The following is a 23,369-nucleotide window of genomic DNA, read 5'->3' as shown; positions in this document are numbered from 1 at the left end:
GTTCTCAGGCGCTTGTTTCAGGCGTGTTTCCCGTTCGAAAACAACAAAGCTTGATCTGAGAATTCGGTGTGCTAATTTGATCGCACCCGACGACGGAGAAGAAGAGGGGGCAGCACATGGCCGTGAACAGTCCGCGCTCGATCGTCGCGCGATCGGCTCTGCAGCTGCGCGACGCGGGCCCCGCGACCGTCAACGACCTCTCCCGCTCCCTCGAGATCTCGCGCACCTCGGTCGAGAATGCCGTGACCGCCCTGGGCGACTCCGGGCTGATCGTCGACGCCCCGGCGCAGAACGGCGGCGGAGCCGGTCGCCCCGCCCGGCGCTATTCGTTCCATGCCGCCGCCGGCACCGTCGTCGGCGTCGACATCGGCGTCGCCAGCGTGCGGGTCGTGCTGGCCGACCTCGCCGGAGCCGTGATCGTGCAGCGCAGCTACCCCGGCGTCGCCGAGCAGCCCGACGGCGCCTCCAAGCTCGCCGCGGTCATCGACGACGTGCGCCACACCCTGTCCGACGTCGCGATCCCCACATCGAAGCTGCGCGCGGTCGGCGTCTCACTCCCCGGCATCGTCGACGACACGGGGCGGGTGACCACCTCGGTCGTCATCCCCGAATGGTCGGGCATCGACATCGGCTCGCAGCTGCGGCAGGCGTTCAACTGTCCCGTCGCCGTCGACAACGGCGTGCGTCTGGCTGCGGTCGCGGAGCACCACCTCGGCGTCGCCCAGCTCGTCGACGACGTCATCTACCTCTCGGTCGGCAACCGCATCGCGATGGGGCTCATCCTCGGCGGTCGCCCGCGGCGGGGCATCCACAACGCCGCCGGCGACATCGGACGCCTCGCCTTCCGCGGACTCAACAGCGAGACCGGACAGATCTCGTGGCGCACCGCCCCGACCGCCGCCGAGGTCTTCGCGAAGGCTCGCGGCGGGGATTCGGCCGCCCAGAAGGAGCTCGACGGCTTCATCGACGAGCTCGCCCACGGCATCGCGACCCTGACGATGACGGTCGACCCGGCGATGATCGTCATCGGCGGCGGACTCTCCGCCGCGCACGAACAGCTGCTCGACCCGCTGCGGGCCGCGCTCCCCGGTCACCTCGGCCTGCCGTTCCAGGTGCCGCTCGCCGAAGCCCGACTGGGCGCCGAGGCCGCCGCACACGGCGCGGTCGTGCACGCCTTCCAGCGGCACGCCGCCGAGATCTACGGCATCGACGACATGCCGGCCCCGCCGATCACCCCCCTGCCGGTCGAACCGGTCGGGGCGGAGATTACGGCCGAGAACACGACCGCCGAGAACACCGAGGAGAAGCAGTGAGCACGTTGAAGGTCGGACTCATCGGAGCCGGCGGCATCTCCCGCGTGCACGCCGACGCCTGGCGGGCGCTGGGCGCCGAGGGGTACGTCACCTCTCTGGCGGGCGCCGAGGAGATCGCCGAGGAGTACGGTTTCGCGCTCGTCCCCGACGTCGACACGCTCATCGAGCTGGTCGACATCGTCGACATCGTGACCCCCAGCAGCACCCATGCCGACTTCGCGCTGCGGGCCATCCGGCGCGGACGGGACGTCATCTGCGAGAAGCCGCTGGCCGCCACCGCCGAGGCCGCGGCGACGGTCGCCCGAGCCGCAGAGGATGCCGGCGTGCGGCTCTTCCCCGCCCACGTCGTCCGGTACATGGGCGAGTACGCGCAGATCAAGGCCGGCATCGACGCCGGACGCATCGGCACGCTCGCAGTGCAGCGGTTCAGCCGCGCCGGCTCCGCACCACAGACGCCCTGGTTCTTCTCCGAGAGCACGGGCGGCGGGGTCATCCGCGACCTCATGATCCACGACATCGATCAGGCGGTCTGGTTCGCTGGCCCCGTGGCCACGGTCTTCGCGGTGCAGAATCCGCCGACCGTCGACGACCGGGTTCCCGCACCCGTCACCGCGCACGTCGTGCTGACCCACCGCAGCGGCGTGATCAGCCACCTGCACGCCAGCTGGGTCGCCCCGGGGATGCCTTTCCGCACGAGCGTCGAGGTCGCGGGCTCCGAGGGCCGGCTGCGCTACGACAGCGCCGAAGACACTTCGCTGCGGACGGATGCCGTGCTCGATGCCGGAGCCACCGACTACCTCCCGCCGATGTCTCCCGAAGAGAGCCCTTACTACGCCGAGATCGCCGACTTCGTGGCCGCGCTGCGCGAAGGCCGCAATGCCCGGGTCAGCCCGGCCGACGGCATCGAAGCCGTCGCCGTCGCCGAGGCCGCCTACGCCTCGATCGCGACCGGCACGCCGGTCTCACTTCCGGTCCCTGCCCGCTCCGAGGCCGAGGAGGCCGTCCGATGACCGCCCCCACCCCGCTGCGCATCGCCGTGCTGTCGTTTGCGCACACGCACGCCCTGAGCTACGTGCACGCGCTGAAGCAGATGCCCGGCGTCGAGCTGATCGCCACCGACCCTGACGGCGCCACGGCGCCCGACGACGCCCCTCGCGGTGCCGCGCTGGCCGCCGAACTGGGCGTCGCGTATGTCGAGACCTACGACGAGGCCTTCGCGTGGAAGCCGGATGCCGTCGTGATCGCCGCCGAGAACTCCCGGCACCGCGCCCTCGTCGAGCGCGCGGCCGCCGCCGGGGTGCACGTGCTGTGCGAGAAGCCGCTGGCCACGACCGTCGACGACGCGATCGCGATGCGCGAGGCCTGCGAGAAGGCCGGCGTGATCCTCATGGTCGCCTACCCGGTGCGCTTCGCCCCGAGCGTGCGCGACGCGATCGCCGAGCTGCGCAGCGGTCGCCTCGGCACGGTCCTCGGCGTCACCGGCATCAACAACGGCAAGCTTCCGGAGGATCGGGCCTGGTTCACCGACCCCGAGCTGGCGGGCGGCGGCGCCCTCGTCGACCACGTCGTGCACTGCGCCGACCTGCTCGACGAACTGCTGGGCGAGCGGGCGCAGTCCGTCCGTGCGGTGTCGAACAGCATCCTGCACGCGCAGCGCGAGCTCGCGGTCGAGACCGGCGGACTCGTCACCATCCAGTACCCGAGCGGAGTGATCGCCACGATCGACTGCTCGTGGAGCTGGCCGATGAGCTCCGCGACCTGGGGCGGTCTCACGCTGCAGGTCGTGGCCGAGCGCGGCACCGTCACGGTCAGCCCCTTCGCGAAGGGGGTCGCCGGGCACGATGCGCGCGGCGAGACGTGGAGCCCCGTCGGGGCCGACCTCGATGGGCTGCTGCTCGACGAGTTCGTCCGCGCCGTGCGCGAGGGCCGGCAGCCGCAGCCCGACGCCGGAGTCGGCATCCGCACGGTCGAGATCGCCAAGGCCGCGCAGCTCTCCGCAACCCGCGGCGGCGAGGTCGTCGCCCTCGCCTAGACAGCACACCGCAGGATCCGAACGGCAGAGAGGCCAGGCATGCACACCGCGCACACCACCACCGGATGGCGGCAGCGCGCGCTGGCCGTGATGCCGGTCGGGTCGAGCACGAACTCCAAGGCCCCGACGCTGCTGCCGGAGGAGCCCGAAGTCATCGTCCGCGGACGCGGATGCCGCGTGTGGGACGACCGCGGCCGCGAGTTCATCGACTATCGCTGCGCGCTCGGCCCGGTCACGCTCGGCTATGCGGATCCGACGGTCGACGCCGCGATCCGCGCCCAGCTCGACGACGGCATCCTGTTCGGCCACCCGCATCCGCTCGAGACGACCACGGCCGAGCTGTTCCGCTCCCTCGTGCCGGGCGCCGAGGCCGCGCGCTTCCTGAAGACGGGCGGCGAGGCTCTCGCCGCCGTCATCCGCATCGCCCGCGCGCACACCGGTCGCGACCGCGTCGTGCAGATCGGCTACAACGGCTGGCTCAACTCGCTCGCCGCGGGCGCCCGCGTGCTGCCCGGTGCGAAGACGGATGCCGTGCCCGGCGTTCCGGCCGCCCTCGCCGCGCTGCACCACGCGGTCGACTGGGAAGACCGTGCGACTCTCGACCGGCTGTTCCTCACCCGGGGTTCGGAGATCGCGGTCATCCTCGTCGCCGCCGATTACCCCGCCATCCCCGAGGCGGCCGGCTTCTACCGTTACCTGCGCGACCTGGCCGACCGGCACGGCGCACTGATGGCCTACGACGAGATGGTCACCGGCTTCCGTGTGGCCCTCGGCGGCATGGCCGAGGTGACCGGGGTCCTTCCCGACCTGTCGGTGTTCGGCAAGGGAATCGCGAACGGCATGCCCCTCGCGGTCTACTGCGGGCGGCGTGAGGTGCTCGCCGTGCTCGACCGTGGCGAGGTGGTCGTGACCTCGACGTATGGAGGCGAGACCCTGTCGCTCGCAGCCGCCACCGCCACGATGACCGCCATCCGCGACCGCGATGTGATCGCGCGCCTGCTCGCCTCCGGCACTCGACTGCTGAACGGCATGAACGCGGTGTTCGCCGACGCCGGCTCCGACATCCGACTCGTCGGGCACCCGGCGTGCCCGCAGTTCGTCGGCGCCGACGCCCAGATCCAGGCGTTCCTGCGGGCGGCGTTCCGTCACGGGCTCTCCTTCTACCGGGTCGTGTACGTCAACGCCGCGCACACCGAGTCCGACATCGACGAGACCCTGCGCCGGGCCGCGGCCGCCCTCAGTGAGGCGATGGCATGAGCGGCATCGACGCCCACACGCACCTCGACGAGGGCCGTTTCGATCCCGCGGTCTTCGACGCCGGCGACCGCCTCGGCATCGAGCTGTTCCTGTGCAGCAACCTCGGGAGCTTCCAGGCCCACCCGAGCCTCGACGAGGTGCGCGAGATGAACGACGTGCTGGCCGGCGAACTCCGCCGATACCCCGAACGGCTGCGTGGATACTGCTACGTCAATCCGCGCTTCGGCCGCGACAGCATCGACGATCTGCGCCGCAATGTCGAGGACCGCGGCATGGTCGGCATCAAGCTCTGGATCGCGACGCTGGCCGACGATCCGCTCAGCGACCCGATCCTCGAGTACGCCGCCGAGCACCACCTCATCGTGCTCACCCATGCCTGGCGCAAGACCGTGGGGCAGTTCCCGTACGAGTCCACGGCCGAGCACATCGCGGCCGCCGCCCGCCGGCACCCCGACGTGCGCTTCCTGATGGCGCATCTGGGAGGTCAGCCCGAGTCGGCGGTGAACACGGTGCGCTCGTGCCCCAACGTGGCGGTCGACACCTCGGGCACGATCATCGGTGCCGGCGAGGTGGCGCTGGCCGTCGAGCGGCTCGGCCCTAATAGGGTGGTCTTCGGCTCCGACCTGCCCCACATCGACCTCGCGACCAACGTCGGCAAGGTGCTCGGCGCGGGGCTCGACCTCGACGCGGAGGAGCGGGTCTTCGGCGGCACGGTGGCCCGCTGGCTCGCGGAGGTCGCGGCATGACCGCCCAGGCGCGACGGATGCTGCGCGCGTTCGCCGACCTCGGAGCCATAGACACCACGTGCTTCCTCGGGCAGTGGCCGTACCGGCTCTCCGCCGCCGCGGATGCTGATGCCCTGCGCGCCCACGCCGACCGCCTCGGCCTGCACTCGGTCTGGGTCTCGCATCTGGCGTCCCTCTTCGGCTTCGACACGCGCACCGGCAACGAGGCCGTGCTCGCCGCGTGTGCCGACGACCCGCTGTTCCGGGTGTTCGCGACGATCGATCCGCGGGAGTCGACCTGGCGCGAGGAGCTCGACGATGCCGTGTCCGCCGGCGCGCTCGGTGTGCGCGTCGCTCCCGGCTTCCACCGGTGCGAGGTGTCTGCCGTACGCCCCGTGCTCGACGCGTGCGCCGACCGCGGGCTCCCCGTGCAGTTGATCGCCCGGCTCGACGATGCCCGGGTGCGGCACCCGTTCTCCCCCGCCGTCGACCTCGAGGTGCACCGGATCGCCGACCTCGTGCGCGAAAGCCCCGCTCACCCACTGCTGCTGAGCGGGCTGAACCGCGCGGACTGGATCGCTCTGAACCGGCACCTCGGTGACGCCGCGCCCGAATGGCTTCGGCTCGACCTGTGGCACGTCAACGGCCCCACGGCTGTCGCCGACAGCTTGGGTGACGACCCGGAGCGCTGGATGTTCGGCAGCGCCTTCCCCGTGCAGGCCCCGGAAGCCACGGCGCTGCAGCTCGCGGCCTCTGCGCTCTCACCCTCCGCGCTGCGAACGATCACGTCCGGTAACGCGACCGCCCTCCTCGCCTGACGCCATATGTCCGGAGGCGCCGCTTCCGGCGCGACTCGGCGCCGGCTTCAGCGTGATCCGTACAGCGGACGGGAGGCGTCCGCGAGCGGTTCGGCCTCCGCTGCGATCAGATCGAGCCGCGTCCGCAGCGCCGCGTGCCAACTGCTCCCCGCGGCCAGGACAGCCGCGAAGACCCCGGCCGCGGCCGTCATCGTCACGGGCGAATCGATGGCCGCACCGTAGGCGAACCACGCGGCGATCAAGATCATGGCGCTCGCGGCGCAGCCGACGAGCCATCGCAGTCCGAGTCGGAGTCGTGTCGCCCGATCCGCTTCGTCGTCCATGGAGACGCCTCGCAATCCATTCCTCGCACCCGTCCGGCAGAGTCGAGTGAAATGTTACACGTTGCTGAGCGGGAGGCCAACGAAAGACCGGGTCAAGATCGGTGGATGACACATCCCCCCGACGTGGACCCTCGGGTTCCACGTCGGGGGGCGCAGCCCGGTGCGGGAGGGGGAGGCGCACCGAGAACAGGCGGCTCTCGCCGCGGCCAGTGACGCGCGGCAGCGAAGGATCGCGGCCCGCGTCTGCGCTCGGACCGGCCTTCCCCAGTCCGCTCCGAGCAACGACACATCCACCCTATACGACATTTGACCAGCTAACGTTTTACCTTTGTCCACAATCGCTGCTCTGCCGAGTATCAGACGCCCCGGGCATGAAATCGCTGCGACTACCGTTGCACCAGCTGGCAGCATCCATCACGGAGGGAACAGCATGCGCATCGATCTCACGGGCAGGACCGCGCTCGTCACCGGCTCAACGCAGGGCATCGGGCGGGCGATCGCCGCGGCGCTGGCCGACACCGGCGCGCGTGTGGCGATCAACGGCCGCAAGCCCGATACGGTCTCGTCCGTCATCACCGAGCTGCAGCAGGAGAATTCTGCACGTGATCTCGTAGCCGCGGCGGGAGACGTCACCGACCAGGCAGGAGCGGATGCGGTGCTGGCCGCAGCCGGCGATGTCGACATCCTCGTCAACAACCTGGGGATCTTCGGCGCGACGCCCGCGCTCGACATCACCGACGACGAATGGCGGCGGTACTTCGACGTGAACGTCCTGGCCGCGGTCCGCCTCATCCGCGCGACGCTGCCGGGCATGACCGAGCGCGGCTGGGGCCGGGTGCTCGACATCGCCAGCGACTCGGCCGTGGTGATCCCCGCCGAGATGATCCACTACGGAATGTCCAAGACGGCCCTTCTCGCGGTGTCCCGCGGCTTCGCCAAGGAGGCGGCGGGCACGGGGGTCACCGTCAACTCGGTGCTGGCCGGCCCGACCCACACCGGCGGCGTCGAGGACTTCGTGTACGAGCTCGTCGACCCGAAGCTGCCGTGGGACGAGGCGCAGCGCGAGTTCATGCGCCTGCACCGCCCGCAGTCTTTGCTGCAGCGTCTCATCGAGCCCGAGGAGATCGCGAACATGGTCGTCTACCTGGCATCTCCTCTCGCTTCCGCGACGACCGGCGCCGCCGTGCGGGTCGACGGCGGCTACATCGACTCGATCGTTCCCTGAGACGCATGCCGGGAGCGCGAGCTCGCCTCCGGTGATCGCCCGTCGGTGGCGGGGGTACTAATCGGGCGCCGCCCCGCACGAACGACCCCTTATGCGGGCTCCCGCCGATGGCTATGCTTCACGCGGGGGAGCAGGATGACCAGGAGGAATCATGGTTCGCACTGCTTTGACGGGATCGGAGCGCTCTGCTCAGACCCGAAGGAAGATCTTCGCCGTCCTCGCCGGTGGGCTCGTCGTCGGCGTGGGTTCCGCGCTGACACTCGCCGCGTGGAATGACTCGGAGTTCGCGACGAGCGACTTCGCGGCAGGAACATTCGAATTCCAAGGCTCGACCGATGGCGCCACGTGGGCGGATCATGCGGTGGAGGGCGACGCGGCCACGCTGACGTTCAGCACGGGCTTCGACAACCTCTCACCGGATGACGTCGTCTACGCGCCCTTCGCGCTCCAGCTGACTGCGGCGAGCACGTCGCCGGCCGGACTGACGGCCGTGGCGCCGGTGGTGACCGGAGATCTCGCCGGCCAGCTGACCTTCGGCGCGGTTTCGACGGCGGCCTTCGGCTGTGACGCCGCGGCCTTCGCCGCCGGCACCGCTGTCCCCGCCACCATGGATCCGGGCGACATCGTGTACCTGTGCCTTCAGGTCACGGCGGGCGCGGCGATCGCTCAGGGTGACACCGGCACCGCGCTCTGGCAGTGGGACGCGGTCTCCCAGTAACCGGACGACCGGATCGTGGCTCGGCGCACGCGCGACCGAGGCCGGACAGCGCTCACGCGTGTCCAGGCCCTGCTCGCCTGCGCCCTGCTCCTGGGCGTCGGCTCGGCCGGCACCCTCGCATCCTGGTCCGACAGTGAGATCGCTCGGTCGCCGTTCGCTGCGGGGAGCTTCGCCCTGGCATCCCGCACCGACGATGGCGCGTTCGCGACGCATCCCGAGGCCGATCCCGCTGCGCTGAGCTGGACGCTCGCACCTCTCTACCCGGGTGACAGTGCGGCGGCGTGGGTGCAGGTGCAGGGCGCGGGGTCGGTGGATGGAAGCGTCAGCCTGAGCGGCGTCGCGCTCTCGGTGGACCCGGCCGCCGGCAGTCCCGAGGCGGCGCTGCGGGACGCGCTGCTCGTGCGCGCCTCGGTGACGTCGTCGACGGATCCGACCCCACCCGAGTGCATCGCGAGCACTCCGGGAGTCGAGGTCACCGGCCTCACGCAGATCCCGGTTCTTCCGGCCCAGCAGGTCGCAGCCGCCGGCGGCTCCACGGTGACGTACTGCATCGTCCTGACCCTGCCGATCGATGCGCCGGCGATCACGCAGGGTGTCGCCCTCACTCCCACCTGGGTCATCACGGGGAGCACGGGATGAGCTCCTTCGCACGCGGTGCCGCCCGGACGAGCCGCCTCGTCCGGGACGTGGTGCTCGCCGTGGCCGCGATCGGCGGGGCCGCATGCATCGTGTTCGCCGTCCTGGCGTTCACGGGCGGCTACTCGCTGATGATGTTCAAGACCGGTTCCATGTCGCCCACGATCCCCGCGGGTTCGGTCGCGCTGGTCCAGCGGGTCCCCGCATCCGACATCGTGGTCGGCGACGTGGTCACGGTCGACCGCGCGGGCACGCTGCCCATCACCCACCGGGTCACGAGCGTGCGTGACGGCGGGGCACCGGCCGCACGCGTGCTGACGATGCGCGGCGACGCCAACCCGGTGGACGACCCGACGAGCTACACGATCACCGAAGCGCGGATCGTACGCGGGTCGGTGCCGAATCTCGCGCCCGTGATCGCGCAGTTCGGCAACCCCTGGGTGCTCGGCTCGCTCACCCTCGGCACCGCGTTCCTCGTCGCGTGGGCGTTCTGGCCGCGGCGGGAGACGACACGGTCCGACGACGATCCTGCGCCGCCCGGCCCGATGCCCCCGCCGGAGGAGACCGCGACGCAGGTCTCGACGAGTCGGGGCGCCCTGGTGACCGTGCTCATCGTCACGGCGGCTGCCATGGGCGCCACGCTCACCCCTTTGTCGGCCGATGCCGCGACGACGTCCGACTACCTCGTCGTCCGCTCCGACCTCGCCGGCGCCGGCGTCCAGGGGCTCGACCCGCTCGACCCCCTCCTCTGGCACCTCGATGTGGACGCGTCGGCAGCGCCTCCGGACGGGGAACTGGCGCTCGCCCTCTCGTCGACGGGCGATGCGCGGTTCGGGCTGCGGGCCGAGGTGCGCGCCTGCGCCGAACCGTGGCTGTCCGACGGGACGTGCGCTTCCGGTGAGCGGGTGCTCCTCGCTGAAGGCCCCCTGCTACCCGACGGACCGTGGCAGCCACTCGACACCGCCACGACGCCGGCGGTCGTCCACGTACAGGTCGCGCTCACCGCGCAGCCCGAGACGCCCGAGGCCGCCGCTGCCGGAGCGTCCGTCACGGTGCGGGCGACTGCCGCCGGAGACACCGTCGACACCGGAATCGACGGCGAGTCGGAGCTTCCGCCGACCGGTGGCTCCGGCTTCGTGATGCTGGCCGCGCCCGCTGCGGTGCTCGTCGGAATCGGGATCGCCCTGCTCGCCCGCCGCCGCACGGTCCCGGGGAGGACGGAATGAAGGCGCTCCGTCGACTCCTCGTCCTGCTCACCGCGGCCTGCCTCGCCGCTCTGACGGTCTCCGTCGCTCCCGCGAGCGTCGGCGGTGACGCCCTCCTCAGCACGACGGAGGCCGCATGGCTCGACGCCCAGTACGCGGAGGGACCGGTCGCGGCGGGCACGCTCGACGTGCCCACCATCACGGCCTGCACCACGGAGAACGAGGGGACGAATGGGGCGATGAGCGGCGTCACCATCGGGTGGACCTCCGAACTCGACGATCCTGCACGGATGCTGGCGACATTCGCGATCGGCGCGGGGGCGAGCTTCGAGGCGCCCACCGATCGCATCCAGGTGACGGGGCCAGCCGCCGGGCTGTACACCTTTACGGTCACCGTGACCGCAACGGAACTCGAAGGGGCGCTGGGGTCGCTCGCGAACGCGAATATGGGGGTCGCGGTGTCGACGCGCGCGGGCACCGAGTGGCGATCGGCGCCCGCGTCGCGGACCGTGGCCATCGGCACCCTCGACGGAGGGCGAGGCTCAGCGACCTGCGATCTCGGGCACACACTCACCCTGACGGGTCTGATCGCCACGACACCGCCGATCTCCCGCGTCATCCCCGTCGGTACCTCGGCCACGTCGTCGCTGCCGCCGGCTTTGCAGGACCGTCGACGCACACCGGTCTTCACCGCGACCGTCCGCGACATCACCACCAACGCCGTCGTGCCGAACACCGCGGTGACGATCGTGCTCCCCGACGGCCTCGCGTTCGAGTCGGGGGCGTTCGCGGATCTCAGTGAAGGCACCTTCACGACGAGCGCCACGGGGACGGTGGACTTCCGGGTGGTCGGCAACCGCTCGGAACCCGCGCAGGGCCCGGTGCGGGTGGAGTCCCCGCGAGCCTTCACGATCCTGTCGGCCCAGCCGGTCACCTCGGTGCCGCTCGTGGCGTGGGGATACTCGGCGCAGGGGCAGACCGGCTCCGACGACCTGAGTGTGGCGCGCACAAGTGCGGTCCCCCTCTGGGACAACCTCTCCATCACCGGGGCCACGGCGATCGGCTCCAGCTATTCGACACTGCTCTACGCCGACCAGAACGGAAACCTGTGGGGGCGTGGCTACAACGCCTCCGGCATCATCGGCGACGGCACCACCACGAGTCGGTCGACCGTCGTCGCGGCACTCACCGGACCGGGCGCCCAGCTCGGCGGCATCACCTACATCGGCACCGGCACCGACCAGCTCTCCTCCACCGCCGTCGACGCGTCGGGCGGAGTCTGGGCCACGGGCGACAACGAACTCAGCGGCTTCGGCACGGGCTACACGAACACCCGTTACTGGCAGCGCGTGAGCGACAACTACACGATGCCGTCCGGCGCCCTCACCGCAGAGGTCAACCCCTACGGAGCGGTCCTCATGGTGCTGGAGAACGGGCAGGCCATGGTCGCCGGCGCCGACAGCTATGGATACTCCGCACAGGGCAGTGCCGTCAGTGCCGCGGCCGGCGCGACGGGGCGCATCATGCTCACCGCGGCGGCCACGCCGATCACGGGGGTCGTCTCCGGGGGGATCGGCTGGCACTCGTCGGCTGTGGTCACCGAAGACGGCCGACTGTTCACGGCGGGCACGGCGGCGTACGGCGGCAGCGGCACGTTCTACCTCGTGGAGAAAGCGCTGCCTGCGGGCAAGACCGCCGCGAAGGTCATCGTCCGGCAGTACCGCATGCTCGTCATCATGACCGACGGCTCGGTCTACGCCCTCGGCGCGAACACCAGCAGCTCGCAGGGCATCGGCAGCTCCGCCACGCCGGGCACGACGTTGACCGCGGTGGCGATGCCCGCCGGCAGCGTGGTCACCGACGTCGCCATGGCCAACGACACGACCCTGTTCCTCCTCAATACGGGCGCTGTCTACTTCGCGGGACTGAACGACACCGGTGGCGCCGGAGTCGGCAACACCGCAGGGACCTTCAGCACCCCCGTCCGCGTGCCCCTCGCTCATATGGCGACGAAGATCGCCGCCTCCTGGTACGACACCTATATATCGGTTCTCGGATGATCGCTTCGCGCGAGTCTGCGCTCGACTCGGAGCGGCGTGATTATTCTTCTCGCGCCGGACTACAGGCAGAATCACACGCCGCTCGACGCAGCCGGCGGCCAAGAGGCCGTGCGTGATTCCGCCGCTCCGTGCCGACACTCGGCACTTGGCAACAGCGAAAGGTAGACGATCATGACGAAGTACTGGCTGGGTGCGGACGAGGGGATCCGATTCACTCCCGCAGGCGAGAACACCGCGTACACGGAGTTCGCCGAGACGGTGCCCGCCGAGATGACCGAGCACTCGCGCACGATGGATGCGGGAGTGTTCGAGATCATCGGCAAGGGCGTGTTCCAGATCTTCGGATACGCCCTGTCCGCGTTGACGGTGGTCGAGGGCGAAGACGGCCTCATCCTCATCGACCCTCCGGAAGACGTGGAGAAAGGTCGACGACAGTACGAGCAGCTCCGGAAGATCTCGGACAAGCCGATCAAGGCGGTCATCTACTCCCACTGGCACACCGATCACAATGCCGGCGTGAAGGCGTTCATCACCCAGGAGCAGGCCGACAGCGGTGAAGTGAAGGTCATCGCGCACCGCGACTTCATTACGAACATCATCGCGAACTCCATCTCGGGCGACGGTCCGATCATCGCCGTCCGCGCCGACTACTCTCTCGGCAGTCTGCTCGAAGTCGGTCCCGAGGGGCGCGTCAACGGCGGCCTCGGCCCGGACTTCGTCATGGAGACGATGTCGCTGGTGACGCCGAACACCCTGGTCGACGACAAGCTCGAGATCACCGTCGCCGGGGTCCGGATGGAGATCTTCTGGGCACCCTCCGAGGCGATCGACGAGATCGTCACTTGGTTCCCCGACCTCGGCATCCTGCAGTCCGCCGAGGTGATCCAGGGTGAGTCGTTCCCGAACCTGCATTCCATCCGCGGAAGTCGGTATCGGGACCCGCAGGCGTGGTTCAAGTCGATCGACCGCAACCTGCGTCCGCTGCCCGCCGACTTCATGATCCCCTCGCACGGGCGCCCTGTCTCCGGCCGCGCCGAGGTGGCGAAGGTGCTCACCGACTACCGCGACGCGATCTCGTATGTGTACGACCAGACGCTGCGATGGATCAACAAGGGCCTCCTCCCCGACGATCTCGTCGAGAAGGTGCAGCTGCCCGAACACCTCTCCACCAGCGAGTGGCTCGGCGACTTCTACGGCGGTGTTCCCCATTCGGTGCGTCAGATTTATGTCGGCGAACTGGGTTGGTTCAACGCCGACCCGGCGACCCTCGCTCCGCTCAACATCCGCGAATCCTCCACCCGCTACATCGCTCTGATCGGCGGTCGCGATGTCGTGCACGCCGAGGCGCGGAAGGCCGCTGACGCGGGTGACCACCAGTGGGTTGCGGAACTCAGCAGCCACCTGGTGCGCACCGACTCCACCGACGCGGCCGCACGCCAGCTCAAGGCCGAGGCCCTCCGAGCCCTGGGATACCGCACCCCGAACTCCAACTGGCGCAACTTCTACCTGACGGCGGCCCGGGAACTCGACGGCACTATCGACTACTCCCTCGCCATCCAGATCAACGCCCCCGATCAGATCGCGGCGATGCCCGGCTCCGCCCTGCTGGAGAGCCTGCGGTTCCGGATCGACCCGGAGAAGACGGTCGACTCGAACGCGGCGATCGGCATCACCGTCTCCGACACAGGCGAAACGGTGGGCTTGCTCGTCCGACGCGGGGTGCTCGAGGTGACCAGGGCGCTTCCCGAGGATGCCTCGGTGCTTCTCACCGCGCCCAAGAAGGCGATCGCCGGACTCGTGCTCACCGACGCCGAGCGCGTTCTCGCCACCACCCTGGAATCCGGGGCCACCACGCTGCAGCGCGGCACGCGGGAAGAGGCCGACGCCTTCTTCGCGCTCTTCGACGGCCGCAGCGAGGAACGTCTCCACCTGGCGGACCGCTAGGCCGGATCACGGCCCCTCGGGGGCCGCGCATCCCTCCGGCGGTCGGGCTCGTTCTCGGGCTCGACCGCCGCTCTTCGCCGCCTCCCAGGCGGCAGGAGTATGCTGACCCCTTGGGTCGCTCGGCCCGAAGAGTCCCGAAAGGCGGTGATGGCGATGTCCGGTGATAGTTACGACGCCGCCCTCGCTGCGTCGAGACTCCCTGCACTGATGCGTTGACCTTCCGGTCCGCTCTCGCACGTCCTTCCCGCAGCCGTCGGCGGCGTCATCCGCCCCCTGACGAATCCGCGCACGGAGCTCTCTGCTGCCGTGCACCTGCGAGAACGGAGCCGAATCATGGCGCTCATCGACAACGGCGTGTACGTCCACGGACGTCGCGTGGAGACCCCCAAGAACCTGGACGAGACCTACCGGATGCTGGATGCCGCCGGCGGCATCGCCTGGATCGGCCTGTATCGACCCAGCCCCGAAGAGGTCGCGTCGGTCGCCCGTGAGTTCGACCTGCACCCGCTCGCGGTCGAGGACGCGCTCTCCGGTCACCAGCGCTCGAAGGTGGAGCGCTATGGCGACACGCTCTTCGCCGTGCTGCGTCCGGCGCGCTACCGCGACAAGGAGGAGTCGATCGAGTTCGGCGAGCTGCACCTGTTCGTCGGCCCCGACTTCGTGGTGACGATCCGCCACGCCGAGTCGCCGAACCTCGCCGCGGTGCGGATGCGCATGGAGGCCAACCCCGAGCTGCTCGCGATGGGCCCCGAGGCGGTGCTCTACGCGATCCTCGACGAGGTCGTCGACGGGTACGAGCCGATCGTCGCGGGCCTGCTGAACGACATCGACGAGATCGAGGACCAGCTCTTCGGCGACGGCGATGACGACAGCGCGCTCTCCCGCCGCATCTACGAGCTCTCCCGCGAGGTCATCAACTTCCAGCGGGCCGTGCACCCGCTGAACGGGATGCTGGAGTGGCTGCGTCGCGGGTCGGAGAAGTACCGCATCGACGAGGAGCTGCAGCGTTCCCTGCGCGATGTGCTCGACCACACGATCCGCGTCAACGAGCGGGTCGACTCCTTCCGGGCGATCCTCGAGAACGCGCTCACCGTGCACTCCGCACTCGTCGCCCGGCGTCAGACCGAGGCCGGGCTCGCACAGAACGACGAGATCAAGAAGATCTCCTCCTGGGCGGCGATCATCTTCGCGCCGACACTGGTCGGCACGGTCTACGGCATGAACTTCGATGTGATGCCCGAGCTGCACTGGGCCTTCGGCTACCCGATGGCGATCGGCGCGATGGCCGCGTTCGCCGTCGCGCTGTACGGGGTCTTCCGCTATAAGAAGTGGTTGTAAGCGCCGCCGCGTCGGGCGGAGGACTCGCCGTCGGGCGGAGAACTCAGGCGTATTCCTCCGCCCGACGCGGAGTTCTCCGCCCAGCGATGTGTCTCACGAGGTCGCGTAACCTCGCAAGACGAGGCACAGGAGCATGATGAACGATCAGCGCAGCGCACGACCGCAGATCGGTGACAACCTGGCGTGGGTGAGTCTCTTCGTGGCGGTCGTGTCTGCGCTGGTCGTTCTGGCGCGGACCCTCGAGATCGCGGGCTGCTCCGATCAATGCGACTACCCGACGCTCGAGACCGTCACCCGCGGGTTCTGGATGACGGACCTGATCGTCTTCGTCGTCACGACAGGCGCGTACTTCTTCACAAGATCTCGACTCCGGTTGGCCTGGCTTCTCCCGGCAGCGGGTATCGCGATCACACTGATCGCCCTCCTCATCACGAATCTGGTGATGAACGGCGCGCTGAACCTCGGACAGTCGCCTGCCACGAGAGGAGGACTGTTGCACATTTCGGAATGCTGATATTGCACTTCCCAGCGCACTGGCTCAACTTTTCACGTCGGGTTAGCTTCGTTGGGTGCCACGAGTCGCTGGCACTCCTACTGACCCCAGGGCGAGGTTCGCAGTCGTGACGTCATGCATTCTTAGACTGAGCATGGCTGCTGCTTGCGTCGCGCTCAGCCTGGCCGCCCTCACCGCCTGCTCCCCTGCTACGCCAGCAGCCGGCACCTCTGTCGTCGATCAAGTCGTTCCGCGCTATGCGGGCCCTTATGCGGATGAATACCGAGAGACGTGGCTGCGCGCCGATATCGACTTCATCCGGAATGTGATCCGTGACGAGGCGATCAGCGAACAGGAGTGGGCGGAGGTGGTCACGCGCTTCGACGATTGCCTGGATGAGCACGACGTCCAACTCGTGGAGTACGAAGAGGACGGCGCCTACGGCGTCGAGCGCGGTGCCGGCCTCTCAGATGAACGGGTGCAGGCGGCGATGTCGGAATGCGAAACCAAGTCCGGCGAGACGGTGCTCGGCCGGTTGTGGCACAGCCAGCGGCAGAATCCAAGCAATCAGGACCCCAACGAACTCATCTATGAGTGCCTTATCCGTGTAGGGGCTCTCGATCCGTCGTACTCTCTGGAGAATTTCCTCCGCGACAATCCAGAGTTCGCGTTCCCGTTCCTCTCCGATGACGGTCCTGACCTCTACGCCAAGTGTTCGAGTGCGCCGCTGACTGTAGCGGGCGACAGGCCGATCGGCTCGCACTGATCGCCGAAGGCGGCAACGGCGCGGTCGCAGTCCTCGCAGGCTGCATCACAGGGGCGTGGACGATGGCGGCGACGATCCGGCAGCGTCACTTCTTCACCTACTTCAAGGATCGAAGCTGACGGCCTGACCTCGCGCGCATCGCGCGAACCACCGCCGGAAGAACGAGCATCCCGAGCACCCAGGCCGCGGCGCCCCAGATCAGCGCATCGCCGATGAACGGCAGCCAGTCGTAGGTGGTCGGATAAGGGATGCCGGTCCGACCGGAGAGCCGCAGGGCGGCGTCGGCCGGATACACCGCGAACGGGTTCGACGAATGGTCCTGCGTGATCCAGGGCAACGGGAACCCGAACCGCACGTTCGCCAGGTCGGCGTCGGACTGCACGGTCACCCGCTGCGCCACCGTGATCCACCAGGTCACCACGACGCCGACCGCCGCCGCGCCGATCGCGGACAGCAGGATGCTCCCGCGTCCCGGCCGCCGAGATTCCGGGGGCGAGACGGAGCCCGCGCTGCTGCTCATCCGTTCCCTTTCCCATCCCTCCGCGGCCTGTCGCCACTCAGGCGACCGCGCACGTCAGGCAATCGCGCCGAATCAGGCAAATTGTCGGCTCAATCGCCTGATCCGGCGGGACGGCCTGAACTCGCGACAACTCAACTCTCGTCGGCGCGGCTGATCTCTTCGAGCATCTCGTCGAGGGTGTCGAAGTCGATGGTCTCGGTGCCGTCGAGCTCGCGCACCTCGACACCCTCGACCTCGAGCTCCTCGTCGAGCTGCACGAGGATCCGCGACTCCGGGAACTGCTTCGGGGCGAGGAACGCGAGCAGCACGGCGTCCGCGAAGACGACGACCGACGTGGCCTCGAGGTCGTCACGCAGGTCGATCTGCTCGATCACGGGCTCGTCATCGACCGCGTCATCGATGTCGGTGGCGACCTCGTCGACGACGGCCCGCCAGCGGGATTCCCCGACCGAGAGGATGCGCGACACGGCCGCGATCAGCTCGTCGTGATCGACGTCGTCGCCGTGCTCTTCCAGTTCGGGGTCGATGTTCACGTTCACCACGGTGCCGGCCGCATCGATGCTCGCCCGTCCGTAGACGAGACCGTTCTCGGCGATCGGGTCTTCGAGCAGCCCGCTCTCGACGATGCGGGCGAGGAGCGAATCGAGCACAGGCGAAGTCATGCCTCCAGTCTTTCGCATCCATCGCGCTACGGGGCGATCATCGTCGCAGCAACGGCGTGAGCATCACGCCGACGGCCGTGATCACCGCCGCGACGAACAGCACGCCCGGGGCGCCGGCGCCCGAGTACCCCATCCCGGCGAGCACGGGCCCTCCGACCGCGCCGAGGTTCAACGCCGCCGTGGCGTAGGCACCGCCGAGCACCGGTGCACCCTCGGCCTGGCCGACGATGCGCGCGATCAGCGCCGAGCCGACCGCGAATGACAGCATCCCGCCGATCAGCGCACCGACGAACATGGCCGGAATCGACGCGGCGGCGAGGCCGAACACTCCCCAGACGACGGTCGTGGCCGCGGCACCGACGATGATCCACGTGCGCGGTCGGCGCGCCGCCCAGCGCCCGGTGGCCGCCACCCCGAGGAAGGCACCGATCCCGAACACCGCGAGGAGCAGCGGGATCCACGAGGCTCCGACCCCGGCATCCGCTCCGATGACGGCGAGAAACGTGAACACCCCGAAGGTCGCGGCGTTCACGAGCACGGCGAGCACCACGGCCACGAGAACCGGGCGGCGACGAAGCTCGGCGACCTCGGTGCGCACGTCGATCTGCGGCGAGCGCGGGACGGCGCCGAGCGTGCGGTCGAGGAGGAGTGCGACGACCGCGGGAAGGCAGAGCAGCACCACAGCCCAGAACGTCGAGCGCCAGCCGAACGCGTTCGCGAGCATCGCGCCCGCAGGCACGCCCACGATGGTGGCGAGCGTGGTGCCCGCGAGCAGCACGGCGACAGCCCGGGTCGTCTGGGCGGGTGCGACGATTCCCCACACGGTGGCCAGAGCGATAGCCAGGAAACCGGCGTTCGCCAGGGCAGCGAGCACTCGGGTGAGGAGGAGCAGCGGGAACGACGAGGCCACCGCGCCGATCACGTGCGCGGCGATGAAGATCACGAGGAGCAGCACGAGGGTCTGCCTCGGACGCCAGCGGCTGGCGAACACGGCCATCAGTGGGGCGCCCACGACCATGCCCACCGCGAACGCGGAGGTCAGCAGGGCTGCGGTCGACGGGTCGACACCGAGGTCGGCGGAGAGGGGGAGCAGAAGACCGGCGAGCATGAACTCGCTGGTGCCCTGGGCGAAGATCGCCAGAGCGAGGACAGGGATGAGCAGAGGCATGGAGCATCCAGACGCGCAGAGCCGCGCGCGCTCCAAGGCGCGCCGTGCGGCGGGTGAGTGAGGTCGACGAGGATGCGGGGAGCACACGACGTGCGCTCACACCCGCGATCTAGCGTCTATCCGACTCAGGGCTCACCCGCCTACCGTACCGCAGGAGTTCCGGCCGACGGCGTCCGCCTCCGGCCGAACAGCGGCAGGTCGGCGATCACGATCACGAACACCAGATAGGGGGCGCTGAACCCGAGGATGCTCAGCACGGACCCACCCAGACGCAGCGCGACCTCGTAGCCCTCAGCGGATCCCCCCGCCGCCGCTCCCCCCGCGATGACGCCGAGCCGCAGCTGGTTCGTCACCAGGATCAGCACCGTGGAGAGGACCATCGACATGCACACCCGTAGCCCGCTCACGCGTGTCGCCGCGAGGATCACACCCCCGAGCACCCACAGCGGCGCGGCGAGGAAAGCCACCGGGGACTCGGACGCGGTGTCGAGCGCGCCACCGGTGACCGAAGGCAGCCAGAGGCGGGCGACTTCCGTTTCGAGAAAGATGACCTGCGCCTGAAGGAAGACGAGCACGACAGCGGCGGCGATCAACCCCGCTCCCGCGATCAGCCGCAGCTTCATCGCGAACGAGGAGCGGCGAGGAGTCCTGACGCGAACGGTGGGAAACGGGGAAGCGGTGCGCTGCATCAGGCGTCCTTCGCGATCGGACCGGCCACATCGATCTCCGCGTTGCGGCGGGTCTTCGCCCACCCGTTCCGGCCGCGGACGATCCGGTAGAGAGCGCGGGCACCCGTCAGATAGACGTAGTAGTCGTATACCCACATCCCGAATCCCCAGAGGACCCCCGTCCAGAATCCCGCATCGGGCTCGCTGTACCGCCGGTAGAGCGGCCCCCAGATGAAGAAGGGCCCGATGCCGAACAGGAGGAAGAGGATGCCGAGGACGGGCAGGAAGCCCCAGGGGAGAGCGAAGGCCCCGGAGACCACTCCCACGATCGCCCCGATGACCAGGGTCACCGCGGCGAGGCTGGCCACCACCTGGAAGACCGGGAGAAGCAGGTAGTAGCAGATCTCGAGAATGCCGGCGTTCGTGAGCATCGGAGATCGGACGATCTCGGGGATGTATCGGATGCACTGCATGTTCCCCTGCGCCCAGCGCGTGCGTTGGACCGTGAACCGTCGGAAGTCGTGCAGCGCCTCCTGGGCGACGTACGTGTCGTGCAGGTGACGGTTCTTGTGCCCCGCCAGCAGCACGTGGATCCCCAGCTCGTAGTCCTCCAGGAGAGAACCGTGCCACGGTCTGTCCGACCGCGCGGCGATGTCGTCCAGAACCGAGAGGCGCGTGAACTGGCCGTTGCCGCCGAGCCCGACGGTCTCGGTCCAGCCACGGAGGGACTGGATCGCGGCGATCGGTCCGCGGAACTCGAGGTCCTGCATCCGGATGAGGAATCGTCCGAAGGTGTTGCGGGCCCACCCGGCATCCGGGACCGGGCGCCGATCGTCTCGGTTCTTCATGTAGACGGTGACCTGAGCCGCCCCGACCTCGGGATCCCCGAACGCGTGGGGTGAGGCGGCCTTGCGGAGGATGTTCTCGGCCACTTCGCCATCGGCATCGACGACGCACACGACGACGCGCGAGCGGTCGGTGTCGGCAGGGAGGAACGCGTTCAGCGCGAAGTACGCCGCGTTGAGGGCATCCCCTTTGCCGGTCCTCGCCTCGGGGCGCCGACGCTGCACGAGGTGCACGAACGCATCCGCCTCTGCAGCGGCTCCGACGATCGACGCGGTGCGGTCGTCGCTGTCGTCGTCGATCACCCAGACGTGTGCCTCGGGCACCGTGGAGCGGAGCATCCGGATGGTTCGCGAGATGACGACCTCCTCGTCTCGGCAGGGCACGAAGATGTGCCATGCGAACGCGTCCACGCGACCATCGGGGTCCGGCGTGCGGCGCAGGAAGGGAACGACGATCATGAAGACGTAGACGAGGAACGTCAGCGTGACGATGAACGATATAACGCTAGCGGCGACGAGCATCGCGACCTCGAAGAGCAGCGGACAACCGAAGATGCATCATGCGCTCTCGTCGCGGGCTGCGGTGACGGCGGATCGGATGTGCTCCGCGATGCGCTCCGTGGCATGACCGTCGCCGAACGGCGACGGCAGCGCGTCGAGGTCGGCGAGGGTGCGGGTCACCGTCGAGAGCAACGCGGAGGTCTCACTCGCGAGGGTCTGCGGTGTGACCAGGCGGGTGAAGGAACCGAGCGCCTCCGGTCGCTCGGTCGAGTCTCGGACCACGAGGACCGGTCGTCCGAGCACCGTGGCCTCCTCCTGGATACCGCCGGAATCGGAAACCAGCACGGCGGCGTGCGAAGCGAGAGCGAGGAATCGCTCGTAGGTGTACGGCTCTTCGGCGATCAGCGCATCGAGCAGGTGCTCCGCGCCGATCGCCGTCAGCATCGCGCGCGTCCGCGGGTGCACCGGGAAGACGACCGGCCACCCCGACGCGGCGATCTCGTTGAATGCGTGCAGCGTCGCGAGGAGGTTTTCCGGAGAGTCGACGTTCTCCTGTCGGTGCAGGGTCGCGAGCACATACTCCGCCGGCTCGACATCGATACGCTCCAGCTCGTCGACGTCGGGGCCCGCCGCGGCCCGCTGTGCCCGCACGGCCTCGACAACGGGGTTCCCCGTGACGAGGATGCGGTCCTCGCCGATGCCCTCTGCGAGCAGATTGGCCCGGTTCGCGGGGGTCGCTGCGAACAGGTCGTCGGCGATGTGGTCGACCATGATCCTGTTGTGCTCCTCGGGCATCCGGCGGTCGTTGGCGCGGAGCCCTGCTTCGACGTGACCGAGCCGCACACCGGCGGCATTCGCGGCGAGCGCGGCCGCGATCGTGGCATTCGTGTCTCCCTGCACGACGACGTAGCTCGGCTCGACCTCGGCGATCGTCTCCGCGATCTGCTCGGCCCCGCGGCCGATCTGCGCAGCGCGCGGGAGCCCGCCCATCCGAAGCTGGCGGTGCACCCGCGTGATTCCGCACGATTTCAGGAACACGGCCGACATGTCGCGGTCGTAGTGCTGACCGGTGTGGACGACGTATGCGGCATCGCCGAGGCTGCGGACCAGCGGGGCGAGCTTGACGATCTCGGGGCGGGTTCCGAACACGACCATCACCGAGGATGTCGGCAGGTGGGCGGATGCGGATGGTGTCGAGCACTTGTTCATGAGTACCTCGATCGGCCCCCGGGAGGCTTCCCGTGGCCGACGTGATGAGTGGTTGCCGGTGGGTCCGCACCGACAGTACGTGTCGCCGCGTCCGCCGACCGCGTGAATCCGGGCACGTATATCGACGTTCCGGCATTCGTCGACGGGAGCCGCTCCGCCGATAGGCTCGGAGCCGTGTCGAACGCCGAATCCCCCGCTCCCGCATCCGCCGCCGCCGACCTTCGCCGCCTCGCCGCCGCACTGGCCGATCCGGCTCCGCTGAACTGGATCATCACGGGCGACTCGATCACGCACGGCCTCGTGCACACCCAGGGCGGTCGCAGCTATCCGGAGCACCTGCACGAGCTGATCCGCGGCGAGCTCGAGCGCGTGCGCGACATCGTGCTGAACACGGCCATCAGCGGCAACCGCATCGTCGACCTCCTGGACGATTGGGACCGCCGCGTCGCGTCCTGGCGGCCGGATGTCGTCACCCTCATGATCGGCACCAACGACGCCTCCGACGGCGGACCCCGCGAGGTAATCTCGGCGGCCGACTACGCCGGCTCGCTGCGGGAGTTCGTAGCGCGGGTGCGCGCTCTCGGAGCGATCCCGGTGCTGCAGACCCCGCCGGCGATCGACACCCGCAACGCCCCGGAGCGTGCGCGGATCGGCGAGTTCTCCCAGGCCGTGCGCGAGGTCGCCGCGAGCGAGGACGTGCTCCTCGTCGACCAGTACGCCCGTTTCGCCGAGCTCGGCGCCGGTGGAGTTCCCTGGGGGCTCATGAACGATCCGTTCCACCCGAGCGCCGTCGGCCACGCCGCGCTGGCACTCGAACTCGCGAACGTGCTCGGCATCCGCCCCGACGGGCCCCGGGCGCGCACACACGCTCTCCTCGAAGGCCTCGTCGCCACCGCACGCGTCAACGGCTGAGCACCCGTCCAGCCGGTCGCCCATCCGGGGT

General features: G+C 69.4%; 23 protein-coding genes. 16 read left to right on the top strand and 7 right to left on the bottom strand.

Annotated features, from left to right (window positions below):
- Nucleotides 1-116 precede the first annotated feature (116 nt).
- Genes ACFC14_RS06655 through ACFC14_RS06630 form a run of 6 tightly spaced genes read left to right on the top strand, consistent with a single transcriptional unit; the run spans nt 117 to nt 6,145 of the window.
- The gene (locus tag ACFC14_RS06655; protein WP_376102035.1) at nt 117-1,313 is read left to right on the top strand and encodes an ROK family protein; all 1,197 of its coding nucleotides are present in this window, start codon (nt 117-119) and stop codon (nt 1,311-1,313) included.
- Nucleotides 1,310-2,323 (top strand): Gfo/Idh/MocA family protein, encoded by a 1,014-nt coding sequence (locus ACFC14_RS06650; RefSeq protein ID WP_376102033.1) that lies wholly within the window; start codon nt 1,310-1,312, stop codon nt 2,321-2,323. Before ACFC14_RS06655 ends, ACFC14_RS06650 begins: the two co-directional genes overlap by 4 nt.
- Complete coding sequence (locus ACFC14_RS06645; protein WP_376102031.1) at nt 2,320-3,345, top strand: Gfo/Idh/MocA family protein; 1,026 nt, start codon at nt 2,320-2,322, stop codon at nt 3,343-3,345. Before ACFC14_RS06650 ends, ACFC14_RS06645 begins: the two co-directional genes overlap by 4 nt.
- 39 nt (nt 3,346-3,384) lie before the next feature.
- Nucleotides 3,385-4,602 (top strand): aminotransferase class III-fold pyridoxal phosphate-dependent enzyme, encoded by a 1,218-nt coding sequence (locus ACFC14_RS06640; protein WP_376102029.1) that lies wholly within the window; start codon nt 3,385-3,387, stop codon nt 4,600-4,602.
- Nucleotides 4,599-5,348 carry an amidohydrolase family protein gene (locus ACFC14_RS06635; protein ID WP_376102027.1) on the top strand — a complete coding sequence of 250 codons (750 nt, stop codon included), beginning with the start codon at nt 4,599-4,601 and terminating at the stop codon, nt 5,346-5,348. The genes ACFC14_RS06640 and ACFC14_RS06635 overlap by 4 nt, the downstream gene beginning before the upstream one ends.
- Complete coding sequence (locus tag ACFC14_RS06630) at nt 5,345-6,145, top strand: hypothetical protein (RefSeq protein ID WP_376102025.1); 801 nt, start codon at nt 5,345-5,347, stop codon at nt 6,143-6,145. Before ACFC14_RS06635 ends, ACFC14_RS06630 begins: the two co-directional genes overlap by 4 nt.
- Before the next feature lie 47 nt (nt 6,146-6,192).
- Here ACFC14_RS06630 and ACFC14_RS06625 read toward each other — a convergent pair whose 3' ends face one another.
- Nucleotides 6,193-6,468 (bottom strand): hypothetical protein, encoded by a 276-nt coding sequence (locus ACFC14_RS06625; protein ID WP_376102024.1) that lies wholly within the window; start codon nt 6,466-6,468, stop codon nt 6,193-6,195.
- A 430-nt stretch (nt 6,469-6,898) separates the two neighbouring features.
- On the opposite strand from ACFC14_RS06625, the gene ACFC14_RS06620 reads away from it, so the two are divergent.
- The 9 genes from ACFC14_RS06620 to ACFC14_RS06580 all read left to right on the top strand — a co-directional run bounded on the left by ACFC14_RS06620 (nt 6,899) and on the right by ACFC14_RS06580 (nt 16,853).
- Nucleotides 6,899-7,693, top strand: a complete 795-nt coding sequence (locus tag ACFC14_RS06620; RefSeq protein WP_376102022.1) for an SDR family NAD(P)-dependent oxidoreductase — start codon at nt 6,899-6,901, stop codon at nt 7,691-7,693.
- A 151-nt stretch (nt 7,694-7,844) separates the two neighbouring features.
- Nucleotides 7,845-8,411 carry a SipW-dependent-type signal peptide-containing protein gene (locus ACFC14_RS06615; protein ID WP_136041770.1) on the top strand — a complete coding sequence of 189 codons (567 nt, stop codon included), beginning with the start codon at nt 7,845-7,847 and terminating at the stop codon, nt 8,409-8,411.
- A 15-nt stretch (nt 8,412-8,426) separates the two neighbouring features.
- Nucleotides 8,427-9,050, top strand: coding sequence for a SipW-dependent-type signal peptide-containing protein (locus ACFC14_RS06610; RefSeq protein ID WP_376102020.1), 624 nt, complete (start codon nt 8,427-8,429; stop codon nt 9,048-9,050).
- Nucleotides 9,047-10,273 carry a signal peptidase I gene (locus ACFC14_RS06605; protein ID WP_376102018.1) on the top strand — a complete coding sequence of 409 codons (1,227 nt, stop codon included), beginning with the start codon at nt 9,047-9,049 and terminating at the stop codon, nt 10,271-10,273. Before ACFC14_RS06610 ends, ACFC14_RS06605 begins: the two co-directional genes overlap by 4 nt.
- Nucleotides 10,270-12,312, top strand: a complete 2,043-nt coding sequence (locus tag ACFC14_RS06600) for a hypothetical protein (RefSeq protein WP_376102016.1) — start codon at nt 10,270-10,272, stop codon at nt 12,310-12,312. The genes ACFC14_RS06605 and ACFC14_RS06600 overlap by 4 nt, the downstream gene beginning before the upstream one ends.
- A 171-nt stretch (nt 12,313-12,483) precedes the next feature.
- A complete protein-coding gene (locus ACFC14_RS06595; protein WP_376102014.1) occupies nt 12,484-14,256 on the top strand; it encodes an alkyl sulfatase dimerization domain-containing protein in 1,773 nt (590 codons plus the stop codon).
- Nucleotides 14,257-14,589: 333 nt separating this feature from the next.
- Entirely contained in the window at nt 14,590-15,594 is a 1,005-nt protein-coding gene (locus ACFC14_RS06590; protein ID WP_136041767.1) for a magnesium and cobalt transport protein CorA, read from the top strand.
- Nucleotides 15,595-15,727: 133 nt separating this feature from the next.
- Nucleotides 15,728-16,108, top strand: coding sequence for a hypothetical protein (locus ACFC14_RS06585; RefSeq protein WP_376102012.1), 381 nt, complete (start codon nt 15,728-15,730; stop codon nt 16,106-16,108).
- Nucleotides 16,109-16,241: 133 nt separating this feature from the next.
- Nucleotides 16,242-16,853: a hypothetical protein gene (locus ACFC14_RS06580; RefSeq protein ID WP_376102010.1), complete on the top strand. Its 612-nt coding sequence runs from the start codon at nt 16,242-16,244 to the stop codon at nt 16,851-16,853.
- 97 nt (nt 16,854-16,950) lie between these two features.
- On the opposite strand, the gene ACFC14_RS06575 is transcribed toward ACFC14_RS06580, so the two are convergent.
- From ACFC14_RS06575 to wecB, 6 genes are all read right to left on the bottom strand, one after another.
- On the bottom strand, nt 16,951-17,373 hold the full coding sequence (locus ACFC14_RS06575; protein ID WP_376102008.1) for a hypothetical protein: 423 nt from the start codon (nt 17,371-17,373) through the stop codon (nt 16,951-16,953).
- A gap of 131 nt (nt 17,374-17,504) precedes the next feature.
- Entirely contained in the window at nt 17,505-18,035 is a 531-nt protein-coding gene (locus ACFC14_RS06570; protein WP_376102007.1) for a cytochrome C5, read from the bottom strand.
- 37 nt (nt 18,036-18,072) lie between these two features.
- Nucleotides 18,073-19,203 (bottom strand): MFS transporter, encoded by a 1,131-nt coding sequence (locus ACFC14_RS06565; protein ID WP_376102005.1) that lies wholly within the window; start codon nt 19,201-19,203, stop codon nt 18,073-18,075.
- Between the two features lie 140 nt (nt 19,204-19,343).
- Nucleotides 19,344-19,892, bottom strand: a complete 549-nt coding sequence (locus tag ACFC14_RS06560; RefSeq protein ID WP_376102003.1) for a hypothetical protein — start codon at nt 19,890-19,892, stop codon at nt 19,344-19,346.
- Nucleotides 19,892-21,238 (bottom strand): glycosyltransferase, encoded by a 1,347-nt coding sequence (locus tag ACFC14_RS06555; RefSeq protein WP_376102001.1) that lies wholly within the window; start codon nt 21,236-21,238, stop codon nt 19,892-19,894. Before ACFC14_RS06555 ends, ACFC14_RS06560 begins: the two co-directional genes overlap by 1 nt.
- Before the next feature lie 36 nt (nt 21,239-21,274).
- Nucleotides 21,275-22,426, bottom strand: a complete 1,152-nt coding sequence (gene wecB / locus ACFC14_RS06550) for a non-hydrolyzing UDP-N-acetylglucosamine 2-epimerase (protein ID WP_376101999.1) — start codon at nt 22,424-22,426, stop codon at nt 21,275-21,277.
- 174 nt (nt 22,427-22,600) lie between these two features.
- On the opposite strand from wecB, the gene ACFC14_RS06545 reads away from it, so the two are divergent.
- Nucleotides 22,601-23,338, top strand: coding sequence for an SGNH/GDSL hydrolase family protein (locus tag ACFC14_RS06545; RefSeq protein WP_376101998.1), 738 nt, complete (start codon nt 22,601-22,603; stop codon nt 23,336-23,338).
- Nucleotides 23,339-23,369 lie beyond the last annotated feature (31 nt).

Source organism: Microbacterium sp. NPDC055988 (assembly GCF_042269505.1).
Classification (GTDB): domain Bacteria; phylum Actinomycetota; class Actinomycetes; order Actinomycetales; family Microbacteriaceae; genus Microbacterium.
The sequence above is the reverse complement of the archived record's forward strand: the minus strand, read 5'-3'. Positions and strand labels throughout refer to the sequence as shown.